The sequence below is a fragment of the Sphaerisporangium melleum genome (assembly GCF_014646695.1).
Classification (GTDB): domain Bacteria; phylum Actinomycetota; class Actinomycetes; order Streptosporangiales; family Streptosporangiaceae; genus Sphaerisporangium; species Sphaerisporangium melleum.
In genome coordinates, this window is sequence record NZ_BMNT01000047.1 from 29532 (window position 1) to 49217 (window position 19686).

Annotated in this window: 10 protein-coding genes and 1 pseudogene; 5 read left to right on the forward strand and 6 right to left on the reverse strand. The window is 70.0% G+C overall.

The window, feature by feature from the left end:
- Nucleotides 1–158: 158 nt before the first annotated feature.
- Complete coding sequence (locus IEY93_RS31975) at nucleotides 159–812, reverse strand: MIP/aquaporin family protein (RefSeq protein WP_189166894.1); 654 nt, start codon at nucleotides 810–812, stop codon at nucleotides 159–161.
- A gap of 529 nt (nucleotides 813–1341) precedes the next feature.
- Nucleotides 1342–4086: a DEAD/DEAH box helicase gene (locus tag IEY93_RS31980; RefSeq protein WP_189166895.1), complete on the reverse strand. Its 2745-nt coding sequence runs from the start codon at nucleotides 4084–4086 to the stop codon at nucleotides 1342–1344.
- A gap of 354 nt (nucleotides 4087–4440) precedes the next feature.
- Here IEY93_RS31980 and IEY93_RS39630 point away from each other — a divergent pair, with 354 nt between their 5' ends.
- Nucleotides 4441–6516, forward strand: coding sequence for an acyltransferase family protein (locus IEY93_RS39630; protein WP_189166896.1), 2076 nt, complete (start codon nucleotides 4441–4443; stop codon nucleotides 6514–6516).
- A 1-nt stretch (nucleotide 6517) separates the two neighbouring features.
- A complete protein-coding gene (locus IEY93_RS38815; protein ID WP_229691656.1) occupies nucleotides 6518–8119 on the forward strand; it encodes a sensor histidine kinase in 1602 nt (533 codons plus the stop codon).
- Here the strand turns inward: IEY93_RS38815 and IEY93_RS38820 are convergent.
- Nucleotides 8093–8458, reverse strand: a pseudogene (locus tag IEY93_RS38820) (ATP-binding protein); the annotation flags it as partial. The gene IEY93_RS38815 and the pseudogene IEY93_RS38820 sit on opposite strands and share 27 nt — an antisense overlap.
- A gap of 170 nt (nucleotides 8459–8628) precedes the next feature.
- On the opposite strand from IEY93_RS38820, the gene IEY93_RS32000 reads away from it, so the two are divergent.
- A complete protein-coding gene (locus tag IEY93_RS32000) occupies nucleotides 8629–9912 on the forward strand; it encodes an NsdA family TPR-like regulatory protein (RefSeq protein WP_189166897.1) in 1284 nt (427 codons plus the stop codon).
- A 216-nt stretch (nucleotides 9913–10128) separates the two neighbouring features.
- On the opposite strand, the gene IEY93_RS32005 is transcribed toward IEY93_RS32000, so the two are convergent.
- The 3 genes from IEY93_RS32005 to IEY93_RS32015 all read right to left on the reverse strand — a co-directional run bounded on the left by IEY93_RS32005 (nucleotide 10129) and on the right by IEY93_RS32015 (nucleotide 16139).
- A complete protein-coding gene (locus tag IEY93_RS32005; protein ID WP_189166898.1) occupies nucleotides 10129–10590 on the reverse strand; it encodes a hypothetical protein in 462 nt (153 codons plus the stop codon).
- Between the two features lie 246 nt (nucleotides 10591–10836).
- The gene (locus tag IEY93_RS32010; RefSeq protein ID WP_189166899.1) at nucleotides 10837–14694 is read right to left on the reverse strand and encodes an nSTAND1 domain-containing NTPase; all 3858 of its coding nucleotides are present in this window, start codon (nucleotides 14692–14694) and stop codon (nucleotides 10837–10839) included.
- Between the two features lie 560 nt (nucleotides 14695–15254).
- On the reverse strand, nucleotides 15255–16139 hold the full coding sequence (locus IEY93_RS32015) for a diacylglycerol/lipid kinase family protein (RefSeq protein WP_189166900.1): 885 nt from the start codon (nucleotides 16137–16139) through the stop codon (nucleotides 15255–15257).
- A gap of 316 nt (nucleotides 16140–16455) precedes the next feature.
- Between IEY93_RS32015 and IEY93_RS32020 the strand changes: the two genes are divergently transcribed.
- Complete coding sequence (locus IEY93_RS32020; RefSeq protein WP_189166901.1) at nucleotides 16456–17739, forward strand: hypothetical protein; 1284 nt, start codon at nucleotides 16456–16458, stop codon at nucleotides 17737–17739.
- Between the two features lie 398 nt (nucleotides 17740–18137).
- A complete protein-coding gene (locus tag IEY93_RS32025) occupies nucleotides 18138–19595 on the forward strand; it encodes an arabinofuranosidase catalytic domain-containing protein (RefSeq protein WP_189166902.1) in 1458 nt (485 codons plus the stop codon).
- Nucleotides 19596–19686 lie beyond the last annotated feature (91 nt).

A 19686-nucleotide genomic window follows, 5' to 3' on the forward strand; every position in this document is an offset into this window, starting at 1 on the left:
GGTAGACGGCGCTCAACTCCGCTGCGGCAGCGGAGGCGAGCCGCCCGATCAAGGTGTTCACATCGACACCCGCTCGCTCGACGACTTCGCGCGCACTGATCATGTCGGCTCCAAGCGGGTCAGACCTCGCAGGGAGGCGCTCACCTACATCATCACTGTCAGGTGTGGGAGAGTTCCAGCGGGGCGCGTTCCTTGGGGTTGAGCGCGAGGAAGGCCACCCCGGCCAGGGCGCCGCCCACCAGCTCGGCCAGCAGCCAGATCCAGATCTTGCCCCAGTCGAACAGCCCTATGGAGGCGGCGCCGACGGCGACAGCCGGGTTGAAGGCCCCGCCCGACACGCCGCCGACCGCGAATGCGCCGGCCGCCACGGTGAACCCGATGGCCAGACCATAGAAGCTGTTGCCCGGATGATCCCTGCTGGTGGCCGAGTTCAGCACCACGTACGCGAGCGCGAAGGTGAACAGCGCCTCGGCCAGCAGCGCGACCCCCAGCCCTCGGCCTGAGGGCGACAGCGCCGGCACACTGCCGGGATCGACGAGGTAGGAAGCGGTGAGCGCGGCGACGACACCTCCGGCCAACTGGGCGATCCAGTACGGGACGGCGTCTGACAGGCTGATCCGGCCGCGAAGCAGCACGGCCAAGGTCACGGCGGGATTGTAGTGGGCACCGGAGACGTGTCCTCCTGCGTACACCATGACCATCAAGATCGCCCCGATGGCCACCGGGGCCAGGGGTGTCTTCGTCAGAGCGGTGGCACCGACCGTGAGAACCAGGAAGAACGTTCCGATGAACTCGGTGATGTAACTGCGCATGGACAGTCCCCTCAGCTTGTGGACCGAGACAGATCACGCTCCCCGCCGGCGCATCCAGATCGTGCCATTCACCTCACCCTCTGGAGATCACGGAGTGCTTACGGACGTTTACGGGCTCCTTACGGCCCGCCGAACCGCAAGCGTGGGCCTTGCATGAGGGCCCGGCATCCGCTTGAATGCGCGCCTCGACCGCTTCCACCCCGTGCACTGATCGGCATGGCGGCGTCGGCACGAGCAGGCAAGCGACGGCGCCTTGCAGCCTGTCAGCGCTTGAGGACCGCTCACGTGACTTGGCTGCAAGACGCCAGGTATCGATCGACGAACCGGGGCGGCCGGAGTTCGTACACAGCCCGGCCAAGGGCCTGTGCCGACCGCGAGCCGCCACGATGCCGGCGGCCCGCCGGTCTCCGCGATGTTTCCTCCTGCCGCTGATATACCGCGGGCCCGTCCGGTGCCGACCACAGCAGCCGGCTCGCCGAGGCCCGGCCCGGCCGCCACCGCGGCGCGGACGGGCCGGGGACGTGCGGGGTCAGGTGACCGAGGAGTAGGCGACGACGCCGCGGCGGATGGCGTCGATGGCCTTGCCGGAGTTCTGCCGGACCTTGCTGCTCTGCGGCGCCGCCTTGCCCACCTGGTCGAGCAGGTCGATGAGCTGCTTGGCCCAGCGGACGAAGTCGCCCGCCGCCAGGTCGCCGTCGGTGAGCACGGCGTCCAGGCTGTGCCCTCTGGCCCAGCGGAAGGCCGGCCAGGCGAACCCGAAGTCGGGCTCACGGACGAACGACAACCCGTGGCCGCGCTCGACGTCCTCCAGATCGGCGAACAGGCGCACCATCGCCGCCAGCGCCTCCTTGGCCGCGCCCGCCGGGATCTTGGGGGCCCGCGCGTCGTCGGCCTGCCGCGACTCGTACACCAGGGACGACACGCAGGCGGCCAGCTCGGCCGGGTCGAGGTCCTCCCAGATGCCGGCCCGCAGGCACTCGGAGGTCAGCAGGTCCAGCTCGGTGTAGAGCTGGGCGAGCCTGCGGCCCTCGGGGGTGATCGTCTCGCCGTCCAGGTAGCCGAGCTCGTCGAGCACCCCGCACACCCGGTCGAACGTACGGGCGATCACGTGCGACCTGCTCTCGACCCGCCGGCGCAGGCCTTCGGTCTCGCGCAGCAGCTTGTAGTACCGCTCGGCCCAGCGGGCGTGGTCCTCGCGCTGGTCGCAGCCGTGGCAGGGGTGCAGGCGCAGCCTGCGGCGCAGGTCGTTGATCTCCCACTCGGGGGTGCCGGGGGTGGCGGCGCGGGTCTCCTCTGCGTCGTGGTCGCGCACCCGCACCGGGCGGCCCAGGTCACGGTCGCCGATCTTGGCGTGCAGGGTGGCGACGAGGTTCGCGCGGTCCTTGGGCGCCCTGGGGTTGAACCCCTTGGGGATGCGCAGGTGCTCCACCGGCTCCACCGGCACCGGGAAGTCGGCGGCCGACAGCCGCTTGACCTGCTTGCCGATGGTCAGCACCAGCGGCGAGGGCCCCTCGGTGCGCATGGTCAGGCCCGGGTCGAGGATCACGGCCAGGCCGGCCCGCCTGCCTCCCGGGACGCGGATCACATCGCCCGGCTTGAGCGCCTCCAGCGAGCGCACGGCCTGCGCCCGCCGGGCGGTGCCCCGCTGGCGCGACAGGTCGGACTCGCGGTCGGACAGCTCCCTGCGCATCCGCGCGTACTCCTGGAAGTCGCCCAGGTGGCAGGTCATCGCCTCGGCGTACCCCTCCAGGGCCTCCTCGGCGCGCCGCACCTGCTTGGCGATGCCGACGACCGCCCGGTCGGCCTGGAACTGGGCGAAGGACGCCTCCAGCAGGGTGCGGGCCCGCGCACGGCCGACCTGGCCGACCAGGTTGACGGCCATGTTGTAGGAGGGGCGGAAGCTGGAGCGCAGCGGGTAGGTGCGGGTGCTGGCCAGGCCGGCCACCGCCACCGGGTCCATGCCCGGCTGCCAGACCACCACGGCGTGGCCCTCGACGTCGATGCCGCGCCGGCCGGCCCGCCCGGTGAGCTGGGTGTACTCGCCCGGGGTGAGGTCGGCGTGCGTCTCGCCGTTCCACTTGTCGAGTTTCTCGATGACCACCGACCTGGCGGGCATGTTGATGCCGAGGGCGAGGGTCTCGGTGGCGAACACGGCCTTGACCAGGCCGCGGGTGAACAGCTCCTCCACGACCTCCTTGAACGCGGGCAGCATGCCGGCGTGGTGGGCGGCGAGGCCCCGCTCCAAACAGTCGCGCCACTCCAGGTAGCCCAGCACCGACAGGTCCTCGTCCGGCAGGTGCGCGGTGCGCTCGTCCACGATCTGGCGGATCTCGTGGCGTTCGCTGTCGGTGGTGAGCCGGATGCCGGCGTGCAGGCACTGCAGTACGGCGGCGTCGCAGCCGTTGCGGGAGAAGATGAACGTGATCGCGGGCAGCAGCCCTTCGGAGTCGAGCTTCTCGATCGCGTCGGAGCGGCTGACGGAGCTCATCGAGCGCCGCGGCCGCGAGTAGCCGCGGCGGCCCCGCGCCTGTGCCAGCCGCTGCTCGTCCCGGGAGATGCGCATCAGGCTGGGGTTGATGCGCGGCCGGTTGTCCTCGTCCACGAACAGGTCGTACAGCCGGTCGCCGACGAGCATGTGCTGCCAGAGCGGCACCGGGCGGATCTCATCGACGATCACCGTGGTGTCGCCGCGGACCTCACCCAGCCACTCGCCGAACTCCTCGGCGTTGCTGACCGTGGCCGACAGGGCCACGACGCGCACCGACTCGGGGAGGTGGATGATGACCTCCTCCCACACGGCGCCGCGGAAGCGGTCGGCGAGGTAGTGCACCTCGTCCATCACCACGTGGCTCAGCCCCGCCAGCGTCGCGGAGCCGGCGTAGAGCATGTTGCGCAGCACCTCGGTGGTCATGACGACGATGGGGGCGTCGCCGTTGACGCTGTTGTCGCCGGTGAGCAGGCCGACCTTGCGCGCCCCGTAGCGGCGCACGAGGTCGTTGTACTTCTGGTTGGACAGCGCCTTGATCGGCGTGGTGTAGAAGCACTTGCTGCCCTGCTCCAGGGCCAGGTGCACCGCGAACTCGCCCACGACGGTCTTGCCGGAACCCGTGGGGGCCGCGACGAGCACGCCGTCTCCTGCCTCCAGTGCCTTGCACGCGTCGATCTGGAACTCGTCCAACTCGAAGTCGTAGAGGGCGCGGAAGGAGGTGAGAGCGGGCCCGGCGGTCGAGTGCTTGTCACGGAAGGCGGCATAGCGTTCCGCAGGCGTCGTCATGCACTTCAGCCTACCGATAACCGCTTTCCGGTCCCCTCCCCCGCTGTGACGATCTCCGCCGCACCGCCGCCGGCCCGCAAGATCGGGTGGCACCGTTCACTTCCCTCGAGACTCTCCCCGGACTGCCACGGGCCGCCGTCGCCGTACCGGGTCCTCGTTCAGGCACCACGGGCCGGCCTCTGCACGGCCTGGCATCGTGCCGCTGCCGGTGCTCGCCCGGCGGCGGTCGATACGTGGTCGATACACGGCTGAGCGGTGGTCGATGCGCCGTCACGACGGTGCGGACATATGCCTCGCCAAGGGTTGCGAGTGCGCCGATTCGGGCGCACCGATCTTCCCCGAGGTGGTCCTTCGATGCTCCCCGTCCCCGCAGCGGGCATGTCCATGCCCGCCTCCGGCGTACCGAGAACGGCCCGGACGGCGACCCTGCCGGCGGCGGCGCGGTCATCGGACGGGGCACCGTCAGCGCCTGCGGCCCGCTCGGCCGGCGACGTGGGCTCGGCGCGGGCCCGGACGGCGGCGGGAGCGCGGGAGGTGTGGGCCGATGTGGCCAAGGGGGTGTGCATCCTGCTTGTGGTGCTCTGGCACGTGATCACCAAGGACTACCTCCAGATCGACTGGCACGCCGGCACGCCCCTGCCCGGGATGTGGGGCACCCTGGGCGACCAGCTCCTCACACTGCGCATGCCGTTGTTCTTCACGATCTCCGGCGTGTTCGCCGCCGGCGCCCTCCGCCGCCTCTGGCGGGTGGTGGCGCGCTCCCGGGTGGCACGGTTCCTCTACCTGTACGTGCTGTGGACGGCGCTCCACACGGTGCTGCTCGGGCTGACCCCGGGGTTCGACACCACGACCGCGCACGGCGTGGCGGAGTTCGCCGCACAGCTCGTGCTCGCCCCGCCCAACCTGTGGTACCTGTACGCTCTCGCCCTCTATTTCACGGTCGCGAAGGCCCTGCGCCGGGTGCCCGCGCCCGTGATGCTCGCCGCCGCCCTCGCCTTGTCGGCCGTCGCCGCGGCCGGGGTCGTGCCCCCCGCGGGCAACCGGGTCTCGCTGCTGCAGAACCTCCTGTTCTTCCTGGCCGGGCTTCACCTGCGGCCCCACGTGCTGCGGCTCGCCGCGAAGGCGCGCGGCCGGCGGACACTGCTGATCGGCGCCGGGTACGCGGTGGCGCTGGCCGCGATGGCGGCCACGGGAGCCCAGCGGCTGCCCGGAGTGTGGCCGGCCGTCTGTGTGATCGCCACGGTGTTCGGTGTGTCGGCCGCCCCGATGGTCGCCGCGATCCCGGTGATCGGCGCCGGACTGGCCCGGCTGGGCCGGCGTACCCTCGCCGTCTACGTGATCCACATGCCGGTGCTCGCGCTGCCGCATCAGCTTCTGGCCGGACCGCTCGCCCACGCCGGGGCACAGGTGCGGTTCGCGCTCGCCGCCGTCCACCCGGTGCTGATGACCGCGCTGGTCGTGGCGCTGTGCCTGCTGCTGGAGACCGGGTTGCGCAGGTCACGGGCCCTCTGGCTCTTCGACCTGCCCTCGCGCCTGAGGGCGCGGTCCGCGGGGCCCGCGGACGGAGATAGGTTGGCAGCGATGTCCGTTTCAACCGCCCACGACGTCCCCGAGCCGGTCACGATCCTGCTCGTCGAGGACGACGAGGTGATCCGCAAGACGGTGGCGATGGCCCTGGAGCGCTACGGCTACCGGGTGATCGCGGCGGGCGACGGCCTCAGCGGGCTGGAGCTGTTCCGGGAGCGGCGGCACGACCTGCTGCTGCTCGACGTGATGCTGCCCGGGCTGGACGGCATCGGGCTGTGCCGGAAGGTCAGGGAGTCCAGCCTGGCGCCGATCCTGATGATGTCGGCCCGCGGGGACGCGCTCGACGTGGTGTCGGGCCTGGAGGCCGGCGCCGACGACTACGTGGTCAAGCCGGTCGACATCTCCGTGCTGGTGGCCCGGATCCGCTCGCTGCTGCGCCGCGCGACCTTCACCCCGCTCGCGCCGGGACCGTCCCATCAGCCCCGCTCCCCCGGTGCCCCGGAAGGCCCCGGAGCACCGGCCGAGCGGGAGATGACGGGCGACGCTCTCCGGTCCGGCGCTCCCTCGGGCGGCGTCCCTGGATCCCGCGATCCGTCCGATCACGCTCCCGGCCCGGGTGATCTGCTCGTCTTCGGCGACCTGGCGATCGACACCGCCGGCCTTGCGGTCTTCAGGGCCGGCGAGCAGGTGGCGCTGGCGCCGACCGAGCTGCGCCTGCTGCTGGAGTTCGCCGCCAACCCCGGCATCGTGCTGGACCGGCGGACGCTGCTGCGCGAGGTCTGGGACTACGGGTGGGACGGCGACAGCCGCGTCGTGGACCTGTGCGTGCAGCGGCTCCGCAAGAAGATCGGGGCCGACCGCATCGAGACGGTCCGCGGCTTCGGCTACAAGCTGCGGCGTTGAGATGGACGGCATCGTCGCGCGGGCGGCCCGCGGCGCGCTGAACGTGAGCTCGCTGCGCTGGAAGATCGCTGCACTGGTGGCGGTGGCGTCCTGCTCGGTCGCGGTGGTCATCGGAGTGCTGGTGCATCGCAGCACCTTCGACCGTTCCCTGACCCTCGGCCGGGAACGGGCCACCAGCGCGCTGATCTCGGCGGTGGACGACTACCACAACGGCCGCTCCAGCACCGGCGGTAAGATCGCCACCCCGGACCAGATCCCTCCGGCCCTGGCCCGCAGGGCAGGCCGGACGTGGGAGATCATCACCTGGTACGACGACCGCAAGCCCGGCGTCCCGTGGATGTGGGCGGCCGTGCGGGTGGACGACAGGGTGCTCGCCGTCCAGGTCGACATGGGGACCGACCTGCGCAGCCTGATCGCCCTCGACCGGCACATCGTGCTGGCGTCGCTGGCCGCGCTCGGTGTGGTGGTGCCACTGGCCGCGCTCGCGGCCGAGCTGCCGAACCGGCGGCTCAGACGGGTGGCCCGTACCGCCCGCCGCATCGCCGCCGGCGACCTGGACGCCCGGACCGGCGATCCCGCGACCAGGAGAAGCGGCGGGCACCCGCACACCGGAGACGCCCTCCATCACGGCCAGGGAAGCGTCCCAAGCGGCGCGTACACGCACCCCGGCGGTCAGCCGAACGTCCGAGATGACGGCTATGCGAACGTCCGAGGAGGCGGGCACGCTGGGGCGGCCGGGACCGCGATACCCATCGGCCGGCGGGGCGACGAGATCAGCGAGATCTCGGCCACCGTCGACCTGATGGCCGACAGCCTGCGCGACCGCCTGCTCAGCGAGCGGCGCTTCACCGCCGACGTCGCCCACGAACTGCGCACTCCGCTGATGGGCCTGGTGACGGCCGCGGGACTGCTGCCGGAGAGCGAGGCGACCGAACTGGTCCAAGACCGCGTACGGGTCCTGCGGACGCTGGTCGAGAACCTACTGGAGATCTCGCGGCTGGACGCGGGGGTCGAACGGGCCGACCTCGCGCCGGTGCCGCTGGGCGAGATCGTCGCGGAGTCGGCCGCCCGGACCGGGCTCCCGGCGCGGATCACGACGGACGACCCCGCCACGGTGCTGACCGACCCGCGGCGGCTGGACCGGATCATCGCCAACCTGGTCATCAACGCGCACCGCCATGGCCGCGCTCCGGTCGAGGTCACCGTGACCGGGACATCGGTGGTGGTGCGCGACCACGGCCCCGGATTCCCTGTGTCCGTACTCGACGGCGGGCCTCAGCGGTTCCACACCGGCGCCGCCGAGCGCGGGACCGGCCACGGTCTCGGCCTCACCATCGCGCTCGGCCAAGCGCGGGTCATCGGCACCGAACTCACCCTCGCCAACGCCCCGGACGGCGGCGCCATCGCCACCCTCCGCCACCTACCCGCCGTGGACTTCCTGGTAGGTGGCGCGGCGGGTGCCGGAGGCGGAGGAGCCGAGCGGATCGCGGTCGGGTGGGGGGTCGGCGGGGGTGAGGATGAACCAGACGGTGCAGCCGGTGGCGTCCCTGAGGTAGCCCCAGCGCCGCGACAGGGAGCGGACCAGGGCGATGCCGCGCCCTGACTCCGCCAGGTCGCCGGGCGGGTCACCCTCCAGGTGACCGGTCAGGGAGGCGGCCGGGGCCTGGGTACGGCACACGCAGGGGACCGTCGTCCCGCCCTGGTCGGTGACCTTCACCTCCACGGTCCGGTCCCAGCCGACGGTGACGGTCACCGGGATCTGTGGGGAGCGGGTGTAGGCCACGGCGTTGGTGAACACCTCCGACAGCAGCAGCACGGCGTCGTCGCAGCGCGGGTGGTCGCCGAGGAACTTGCGCAGCCAGCGCCGGGCCTCCCCGGCCGATGCCTCGTCACCGGGAAAGACCGCGCTTTCCTGCTGCCCGTCGTAGGAATGGATTCTCATTCGGCCGGCCGTCCTTCTTGGAGGGAAATCCTGCCGCCAAGACAACAGGGCAGGCGCCGGACTCCGGCGATCTTCGTCGCGTCCCGAGATCTGACCTTTCTTCGGCAATGGGCTTTCCCTGGCCGGACTTTCGATTACGCTCCGCGTTGAGACGGTCACCGGAGGTGGGCATGGGGCGTCAGCGGACGCTGTTCGAGCAGGCGTGCATCGATCGGGGATGGGGACGACCGGCCGCGTTCATCGCCGCGTTCAAGCAGGCGGCGTACATGATCGGCGAGCCGGTGGAGCTCACCGACCGCCAGTTCCGCCGCTGGTGCCTGCCCGGCCCACCCCGGCCGCGGCAGAAGGCCTGGCGGGTGCTGTTCGCCATGTTCGGCGTGAACCCGGCCGACCTGGGTTTCCCACCCGCGCCATACGGTGAAATAAATCCATGTACGTTCCAAATAACGGACGAAATTGAGGAATCGGACGTGAAACGTCGTACATTCGTGACGGCTGCAATGGGAACGACGGCCGGCGTCGCCCTCGGCGCCATCACCCCTGCGGAAGCCGTCGGCACCCCCCACGTCCAGGAGCTCCGCGCGGGCCTGCGCTCCCTCCTCACCCTGGGCGACGCCCACGGCGGCACCGAAGTTCGCGGGCTCGCCGTCCGGCACCTGAACCGCATCCGCCGCGTCATCGAGACCGGCACCTACTCCGACTCGATCGGACGCCAGCTCCGCCTGCTGGCCGGGCAGGCCGCCAACCGCTGCGCCTACCTGCACTTCGACGCCTGCGACCAGGAGACGGCCCGGCACTACTGGAACGAGGCGCTCACCATCGGCACCACGCTGGAGGACGACCAGCTCAAGGCGCAGGCACTCGCCATGCTCGGTCTCCAGGCCAACTACGAGAAGCGGCCGCGGCAGGCTCGTGACGTCCTTGGGGCCGCCCGGCGGCACGCCGAGTCCGTCGGCTCACCCGTGCTGTTGTCCATCATCTTCTGCCGCGAGGCGGACGCGCTCTCCCAGATGGGCGACCACTCGGCCGCCAACGCCCGGCTCGCCCAGTCCATGCGCCTCATGGAGAACCCTCAGCGCGGCCGGCCCGCCCCTGAATGGACGGCCTTCTATGACCGTGCCGAGATCGAGGTCTACCAGGCACATCTGCTCAGCGCGGCGGGGAAGCACAAGGCGGCGCTCCCCTACTACCAGGCAGCTGTGGCGCACACCCGAGACTCATACGGGCGCAACCGCGCCGCCAGGCAGGTGGTCCTCGCCGAGAAGCTCATCAAAGCAGGCGAGGTGGAAGAGGGAGCGGCAGCCGCCGTGACGGGCGTGAATCATCTGACCGAGGTCTCGTCAGGCCGGGTGCGCCACCGCATGATCGAGGTGCGGAACGCGCTGGCCTCCATCGACTCCGCCCCCGCGCGTGAAGCCGCAGACACGCTGACCCGGCACCTCGCGCCGGCCTGACCTCTCCCCCAGCCACGCGAAGTGCTCGGTGCCCCACGGGCGGCGACGACCTTTAGCCGATGAGAGCCGGCAGGGCATCCGTGCAGCGCGGATCGAGAGACGGCACCTGCTCACGGCCTTGCCCAGCGGCGGTCCCGCACCGCTCTGGGCTCGCGGTGGGTACGGGACAAGATCGGCACCGAGGTCCTCGGCCTGACGACAGGGCCAGGGGCGTGTTCAGGAACAGGTCGGCAGGTGCCAGATCTTCAGTAGGGCCTTCGGGACCTTGGCCAGGCAGCCGCCGGTGTCGCCGCGGTAGGCCCAGGCTCCGGAGCCGCGCTTGCGCCAGACGTGCGGCCCGTCCTGGTAGCTGATCGGGTCGCCCTTGATGCCGATGGAGCCGACCGCCCAGTACACGTCCTTCCCGGCGGTGGCCCCCTTGATCTTGCCGTAGTAGACGCGCTTGGGCCCGTCCACCTTCGTCCGGGATGCGCGCGGGTGATACGGCTTGTAGTACTGGTTCCAGTAGGCGTCGGCCAGCTTGCCCCGGATCGTCTCAGTGATCTTGAGGTTGACGGCCTTTCCGCCGGCCTGTGCCGTCGCGGACGGGGACACGGCCCCCGCCGTCGCCGGGAACACCGCGATGCCCACGGCCGCCGCCACCACGGCGACCGACGACCTGCCCACCCACCTGGTCATCCGTACCCCTCCCTGCCCCGTCCCGACCGGCCGCGTACGCGCGCCGAGTCCGCCTGCCGTGCGAGATGCCCCTCAGTGCCCGTGCCGGTGACCGGCGCGGCCCCGTCCTCCCCGCGATCCCTTGAACGGTAAAGGCACCGCTACGAAGCGAGAGCGGCCCGCCGGGACTTGAGTCCTCCTTGTTATCGACCCGTACGGCACCGTCGTTCGACGAGGGGTGCCATGGTCGCTCAGCGCGGCGTGAGGCTATGGGCAGATTCGTTGAAATGGCTGTCCAGGGACATGTTGCCGCCATTCGTCCGGAGTGAGGGAGCGCTTCACGATGGCGCAGAGTTTCAGGAACGGATCAGCGGGGACATCCACTCTCCAGAAAAAGACGTTGCCGGCCTGCCCCGCGCCGGCCAACATGGTGCCACCCCGGTTGAACGCGACCTCACGAACTTCGCGCCTCTCATTGCCGGAATGGATCAACGGGGTGCCGATCTGCCGACGTACGGCGAGGTCCCATAGCCGGATGCCGTCACTCGCCGCGCTCGCCACCATAGTGCCTTGAGGATTGAATCTCACCGAAGTGACCGGATCGGTGTGGCCGGCCATCGGAGTACCGATTGGGCGCTGGGTGGCGACGTCCCACAACTGGATTGAGTTACTTGCCGCACTGGCCAGAACGGTACCTTGAGGATTGAAGGCTATGGAAGCGACAGAACCGATGTGGCGCGTCAGTGGATCGCCCAGGGGACGATGAGTGACCGCATCCCAAAGGCGGACCGTCCTATCATCACCCGCACTGGCCAACACGCTGCCACTGGGACTGAAAGCCACCGACCGAACAGCACCGCTGTGACCGGTCAGGAGAACACTGATCGGACGATGAGTGGCCACGTCCCAAAAACGGACCGTCCTATCATCACCCGCACTGGCCAGCACATCCCCATTGGGAGTGAAAGCCACCGATCGGACAGCACCAGTGTGTCCCGTCAATGGGCCGCCAAGCGGACGATGAGTAATCGCGTTCCATAAACGGACCGTACCGTCATCACCGGCACTGGCCAACACGGCGCCATTTGGACTAAAAGCCACTGACCGGACGGGAGCAGTGTGACCGGTCATCGGGATACTGTTCGCGAGATGCGTGTTCGCATCCCATGAACGAACCGTCCCATCATCACCGGCACTGGCCAACACGCCACGGGTAGGACTGAAAGCCACCGACTGGACAGAACCGGTATGAGCGACCGGTTGCGCACTGAGCGCACGATAGGCACCCACATCCCACAAACGAACTGTGCCGTCGGCGCCGGCAGTGGCGAGGGTGGTGCCGTCCGGGCTGAAGGCCAACGTGATGACAGCGGTCGACTGGATCTTCAGAGGAGATCCCAGCATCCGATGAGTGCTCACATCCCATATTTGGACGCTGCCGTCGCCTCCTGCGGTGGCCACGACACTGCCGTCTGGACTGAAGGCCACGCCCAAGGTCGCGTTGGCCCCGGCCCGGAGAGGATCACCGATGACATGGCGCCGGGCGATGTCCCACAACCGGGTGTTTCCGTCGCTTCCCGCGGTGGCCAGCTTGGTGCCGTCCGGACTGAAAGCCACGGAAGCGACCGGCCCGGCGTCGCCGGTCAGCGGCGCGCCGATCAGGCGGTAGGTGACGGTGTCTCGCAACCGGATGGCGCCATCACGATCGCTGGTGGCGAGCAGAGTGCCGTTCGGGCTGAAAGCCGCGCGGGCGAAGCCCCCGGGGCGGCCGGCGCGAATGGCGCCGACCGGGCCGCGGGTGGCGACGTCCCACCGCCGCACGACGCCGTTTTCCACGGTGACCAGTTGGGTGCCGTCCCGGCTGAAGGCCACGGAGGTTACCGGCCCGCTGTGAGCCAGCGGAGCGCCGATGGGATGGTGCCCCTTGGTGTCCCACAGCCGGACGGTGCCATCGCCCCCGGCGCTGGCCACTGTGGTGCCGTCGGGACTGAACACCACCTGGTTGATCCAGTCGCCATGGCCTCTCATGGGGGCGCCGATGGGACGGCGGGTGGCGGCGTCCCACAGCCGTACCGTCCCGTCGTGACCGGCTGTGGCGAGTTCGGTGCCATCGGGACTGAAGGTCACTGAGGTGACAGGGCCGCTGTGGCCATTCAGGACACCCCGCAGGCCGGTGGACAATGCGGACAGCATGCCGTGGCGGGCCTCGGCCGTCGGCTGGAAATGCCAGGAAGCGGCAGCGAGCAGTCCAGACAGGACAGGATCTGTGGCGGCGAACTCCTCGTCGCGGAGCACCAGAAGGCGTGCCAGCGCCTCTCTTTCTCGGGCGTCGGCTCGACGGGCGGCACTGACCGCGGCCATGGCGGCCGCCGAGGCGGTGAGCGCCATGACGGACAGCGTCGCCACCGCCAGACGCGCCAGTCTCCTGCGCCGTACACCAGCCCGCTTGGTCTGGGCGGCCGCGTCCAGCGAGGCCCGCAAGAAGGCGGTCTCCAGTGGTGTGAGCTCTGGTGCCCGGGCCAGCAAGAGGCGAGCGGCGTCGAGTCGAGCCCCCTGGTACAGCGCGCCGGGGTCACGTCCGAGCTCCTGCCAACTGGCAGCGGCCTCGGTCAGGCGCCGCTGTACGCGTAAGAGATGGCGTTCCTGATCGATCCATTCCCCCAGCCGCGGCCAGGAGACGATGAGGGCCTCGTGAGCGAGCTCGACGGTGCCCTCGTGCATGGTCAGCAATCGAGCCGCGGCCAGTTGCTCCAGAACCGCGGCGGCATCCGAGCGCGGATCAGGGATGAGCTCACTGTAAGAGGCGGGACGGCGGGTGTCGGCCTCGTGCTCGCCGGGAACGATCAGACGCAGGAAGATGCGCCGCATCTCTTGCGCTTGAGCGGCGGTCAAGTTGTTGTAGAGCTGTTCGGCTGTGGCCGTGATCGCCCCGTGCACGCCACCCACGCGCTCATAACCCGAGAGAGTGAGCGTGTTGCCGCGGCGGCGGCGCCATGTCTCCCGCAAGGCGTGTGAGACGAGCGGCAGTGTGCTCGGCCGGCCGACGGCATCGGCGATGATGCGCGCCAGCAGCGCACTCTCCACGGCGCAGCCGGCCTGCACGGCCGGTTGGGTGATGGCCCGGCGTAGCTCGTCAACGCTCATCGCTCCGACCAGCAGTTGGGCCTCTTGCAGCGCCTCTTCCAACTCGGGATGCTCCGCGCAACGAGCGTAGAAGTCGGCGCGTACCCCCAGAACGACGCGAGTACGGCTGTTGGCCGCCTGGGTGGCGGTGACCAGTGCCTCGATGAAGCATCGTCGTTCCTCAGCGCTGCGACAAAGGGTGAAGATCTCTTCGAACTGGTCCACCACGACCAGCAGTTCCTCGTCATCGGGCCCACCGGCCAGCGTCTGCAGCACGGCCAGGTGCAGGGCGCGACGGTTCTCCCCCAGTTCATCGCGGATGGCAGGGGCCGATCCTCCCGTCAGTGCGGCCAGGTGGGCGGCGCATTGGTCCAGCGGGTGCGGGCCGGGAGTGAACAGCGACGTGGACCAGGCGGCGGTCTCCGATCTCTTCCCGATCTCGGTCAGCAATCCGGCTCGCAGCAGCGATGACTTGCCCACCCCCGAAGCGCCGAACACCACGAGGAGGCGACGGTCCCGTACGCGGGTCAGCAACTCGTCGGTAAGCCGCTCGCGGCCGAAGAACCGTCCCGTGTCCGCCACTTGAAATGCCGCCAGACCGACGTACGGACTTTGGGTCTCCTCTTCTTCTCCAGGTGCGAAATGACGATCATTCAGTGGTGCTCCCGCTGCCACTCCGTGCCAGCGCGCCTCCCATTCGGCTGCATCGCCATCGCACGCCCGCACATAAGCGCGCGTGACGGCCAGGCTCGGGAGTCTCCGGCCCGCCGCCGCGTCGGCCAAGGTGGCCGGCGAGTAGTGAGCACGTTTGGCCAACTCGCGATATGGCGGGCTCCCGGCTTTCACCCGCAATAGCCGCAGGTCAGCGGCGAACCGCGTCAACTCGCTGCCGTCATCGTCCAGTGGGCGTTCGCCTCGCGGCATCTCCATCCCCCGTTCATCCGACTGCCGATCCGTTATCTGGAGCTTGTTGTCCGGCGCTCGGCCGCCGACACCAGACAACGCGGAGTGGGTAGAAACGACCCTGCAGTGAAGCCTGCAGGTGAACGTCCGGCCCGCAAATCGGCACCGCGGACAGGTATTTCGGGGCCGTTGGTGACGACGAAAGGAGGGGCAATGCATTGACCGAGCCCGCGCGTGGCGAAAGTCGATCGCGTTCGCGGCGGCCCGGCGATCCCCGGGGGCGATCGCCGGGTGGCCGACCGGTCCGGCGTCCGGCATCAGCCGCTACGCCGGTGGATGCGCCGAGCCGATCCACCGAGGAGCCGCGTCGACCACCGAGACCCGGCGGATCGCCGGATCGGATCGCGGTCCAGCTCACGTCAGAAGCCGGACGCCTCCCATCCACGAACGACGGACGAAAGGAGAACAGTCTTAACGGCACGCCCTATTGCCCCCGCTTGGATGTCCGTATTCGGATGACTCGTGAATCCGTCAGGCCGTCTGATTCCATGCTCGCACATCATGCGGCGTCGTCAAATGACACGTCGGCCAGGAAAAGACCTGACAATGGTTATTCGTAATCGAATCAGTACCCTCGCGAAAGTGCGGCTCCTGAACGCTCAGGCGCCGGCCGAGGTGATGATGCGCAGGGACCCGGGGTGGATGGTGCAGGTCAGCGGGAGGGGGGCGATGCGCTCGCCGTCGGCGTAGGCGACGACGTCGGGGGCCTCGACGGTGACCGTGCGGGCGCGGTGCAGGGTGATCGCCGGGTGGCCGAGGTGGGTGCCCCGGTAGACGCGGGGGAAGGCGCGCAGGAAGGCGCCGGTGGGCAGCGGGCCGACGATCAGCACGTCCAGCAGGCCGTCATCCGGTACGGCCTCGGGGCACACGCGCATCCCGGCGCCGTAGGAGTGGGTGTTACCGACGGCGACCATCATGGCCTCCTGCTCGATCACCTCGCCGTCCACGGTGAGCCGGAACGGGATCGGGGTGAAGGCGCGCAGCTCCTGGAGGGTGGCCAGCAGGTACTTGGCCATGCCCGCCGGGCGGGTCATCCGGTTGGCGCGCTCGTTGACCTTGGAGTCGAAGCCGCAGGCCACGACCCCCGCGAACCACTCCTCGCCCGCAGTGCCGGCGTCCACCGTCCGGACCGTGCCTTCGGCGACGATGGCGGCGGCGGCCAGCGGGTCGTTCTTCGGGATGCCGAAGGCGTCGGCGATGTCGTTGCCGGTGCCGGCCGGGATGATGCCGAGCGGGACGTCGGTGCCGGCGACGGCCTGGACGGCCAGGTGGACCAGCCCGTCCCCGCCGAACGCGACCAGCGCCTCGGGGCCCTCGGCGACGGCCGTGCAGGCGAGTTCCAGGGCGTCCTGGGCCGAGGTGCCCACGATCACCGAGACGGGCCGGCCTCCGTCGCGCAGGCGCCGCACGACCGGGTCGAGCAGACGCAGGGTACGGCCGCCACGGGCCGCGGGATTCACGAGGACCACCAGCTCACCAGCCACAGCCGGAACCTATAAGTAATGTCCCGGTAAAGCCAGGGTCACCTCCGCTTGACCACCGCCTGCCGCGCCCGGACCCGGCCCGCAGCGGCGGGGTCGTGCCGTGGCATCGGCCGCGCGGGAACCCGGCATCGGCACCACCCACCATCGCACCGGGGACGGCGCCGCTTCGGGCCACGGGCGAAACGATCCGGTCTCGACCGTGTACTGGTGGGGTTCTGATTTGTACCGTCGAGGTACGCGCGGCTCTGTCGGGGACCAGGGCCCGCCTCGGGGAGCCTGTCAGCTGTGATCGTGCCTTCGTGAGGGTGTGGTCTCCATGTCCGGGGAAGCCGAGATGCCCGAAGCCGCCGGCCAGGCCGGCGTGCCGGCAGCCGGGGAGGAGCAGCCGGCCGGGCAGGCCGCTGAGCCGGACTCTGATCTGGTGGCGACGTTCGCCAAGGCCAAGCGTCTGAACGCGACATGGCCGATGTTCGCGCGAGGGCTGGATCCGGCCGTCGAGACGGCGTGGTTGCGGAGCCGGTACCGGACGGTGGCGGCCCATGCCGCTCAGCGGTCGGTGCGCCGAGCGAACATCGAGGGGTACCTGGCACTGGTGGGGCTTGTGGCCCTGGGCGTCGGTGGTCTCGCCGCCTTGATAGGGCTCTTCTGGACCAACTGGTGGAACCTCGTCAGGGCGGTCGTCGCCTTCGGGCTGTTCTTCACGGGCGCGCTGTGGGCCGAGGAAAGACTCCAAGGCGGCCGGTTCCTTGGCCGCCTGACCGACGCACTGATCAGCGCCGTGGCCATTGGCTGCTTCCCGGCGGCGCTGTATGTCCGGTACGCCGATGGCCCGGCGTGGGTCGTGGATCTGAGGCAGGAATCGTGGATGAGCGCGGTCCAGGGCATCGGCACGTTCACCGTGGCGATCCTGATCGCGATGCTGCCGATGACGGCGGTGAACTGGCTGGCCGACCGTGGGGAGCGCACTCCTCCGACGGAGGCGCTGTTCGAGCAGCTGACCACGATCCTCACCCATCTTGAGCCCGACCGGCGGGGGCTCGTGACTCCCGAGGCGCGGCAGAAGATCCTGGCCGCGTTGGGCAGGACGGCATCGGTGCTTCGTACCGGGATGCCCGCGGCGGCGCTCGGCGGCACCCAGGTGACCCGGGCGGTGGTGCGCGCCCGGGCGGTCGAGGCGTCCCGCGCGGTCACCGATCTCCAGTTGTGGATGGCCCTGCCGTCCACGACCAGCCATGAGGACTTCCGGGCCCGGATCTGCGACCTGCTCCGCACGGTCCTGACCGGCGAATACGACCGGCTCCCGGTCCGGGAGACCACCCCGGAGACCGTACGCAGAGCCTGGCACGCTCGCGTCCTGGACGGCATCCGGACCCTGGTCATCGCGGCCGTGCCGTGGACCGCGCTGTTCGTCACCCACCGGCTGGGCCTGACCCTTCCGGCGCCCTACGGCACCGGCGCCTCCATCGTCGCCTCGGCGTGGGCGATCATCCTGGTGCTGGGCTGGCTGGATCCGGGCTTCTCCACGCACCTGTCCGCCACCCGCGACCTGACCGCCCTCAACTCGCTCTCCCGCGGCTCCACCAAAGACCAGGGTGGGTGAATCATCCACGCTCGGGCGAGTGCCCGGGACGCTGGCGCGGTGGGTTTCGCCGTCGAGATTCCCCGGCCGGCCGGTGAGCGACGCCGTTGGGATGTCGCGACGAGGCGGGGTGACGGCCGGCCACCCGGCGGACCCCGGGGTGAAAGTTTCACTACCTCTCATCGCGATGGTGCGAACACGTCACGGTGAGCGCAGGCAGTGCCCCGGCGGCACGTCGGCGTCCAGGAGGTCTGATCTGCGTTCTTGACGCCGGGACCTTCGTTGAATTGACTCCACCCTAATTGCCCACCCGCGAATCGGTTGTCGGACGAAATGTATTGTTAGCGCTAACAATCGCCTGGCCAGGCCCGCCGTACCGGCGCCGTCCGATCACGATTCTTCATTCGAGAGAAGAACGCATGATGCTTTTCGGGAACTTGAGAAGGGCGCTCACGGCGGGGGCGAGCACGTTGCTCGCGGCCGTCTGCCTGGTCGGCGGTGGTACGGCCCAGGCCGCCACCACCGGCCCGTGTGACATCTACGCGGCAGGCGGCACGCCGTGTGTGGCGGCGCACAGTACGACCCGTGCGCTGTACGGCGCCTACAACGGCCCGCTCTACCAGGTGCGCCGATCGTCGGACAACGCCACCCAGGACATCGGCGTGCTGAGCGCCGGCGGAGTCGTCAACGCCGCGACCCAGGACTCCTTCTGCGCCGGCACGAACTGTGTGATCACCATCCTCTACGACCAGTCCGGCCGCAACAACCGCCTCACCCAGGCGCCGCCCGGCTACTGGAAGGGCCCGGCCGCGGGCGGCTGGGACAACCTCGCCGACGCGAAGGCGGCCCCGATCACCATCGGTGGCCAGAAGGCCTACGGCGTACGGGTCGAGCCCGGCACCGGTTACCGCAACAACAACACCAACGGCGTCGCGACCGGCGACCAGCCCGAGGGCATCTACGCCGTCGTCGACGGCACGCACTACAACCAGTGGTGCTGCTTCGACTACGGCAACGCGCAGACGGACGGCCAGGCCGACGCCCCCGCCATCATGGAGACCGTCTACTTCGGCGCCAACAAGCAGTGGGGCTACGGGGCCGGCGCCGGCCCCTGGATCATGGCCGACCTGGAGTGGGGACTGTTCTCCGGCGTGAACGCGGGCTACAACAACCTCGCGTCGATCAACCACCGTTTCGTCACGGCCATGGTCAAGGGCGAGCCGAACCACTGGGCGATCCGGGGCGGGAACGCCCAGTCGGGCGGCCTGACGAACTACTTCGACGGGCGGCGCCCCAACGGCTACAACCCGATGAAGAAGGAAGGCGCCATCCTGCTGGGCATCGGCGGTGACAACAGCGTCTCCGGCCGCGGCACCTTCTTCGAGGGCGTACTGACCTCCGGCTACCCGACCGCCGCCACCGAGGACGCCGTACAGGCCAACATCGCCGCCGCGGGCTACGCGCCGGCGGGTGGCGGCACCCCCCAGCAGGGCGTCCAGATCGTGGGCGGCCAGTCCGGCCGGTGCGTCGACGTGCCGAACTCCAGCACCACCAACGGCACCCAGGTGCAGTTGTGGGACTGCGGGAGCGCCACCGGCCAGCGGTTCACCTCCACCTCGGGCAAGCAGCTCCAGGTGTACGGCAACAAGTGCCTGGACGCCAACGGGCAGGGCACCGCCAACGGCACCCAGGTGATCATCTGGGACTGCAACGGCCAGGCCAACCAGCAGTGGAACGTCAACTCCAGCGGCACCATCACCGGAGTGCAGTCCGGGCTGTGCCTCGACGCCAACGCGGGCGGCACCGCCAACGGCACGAAGCTCATCCTGTGGTCCTGCAACGGCCAGGCCAACCAGCGGTGGACCCTGCGCAGCTGATCCTGGCCATCGGGTTCGGCGCACGAGAACGATCAGGTGAGACGCCCCGGGCGAAGGTCCGGGGCGACCTGGGTGCAGCGCGCCGAACCCG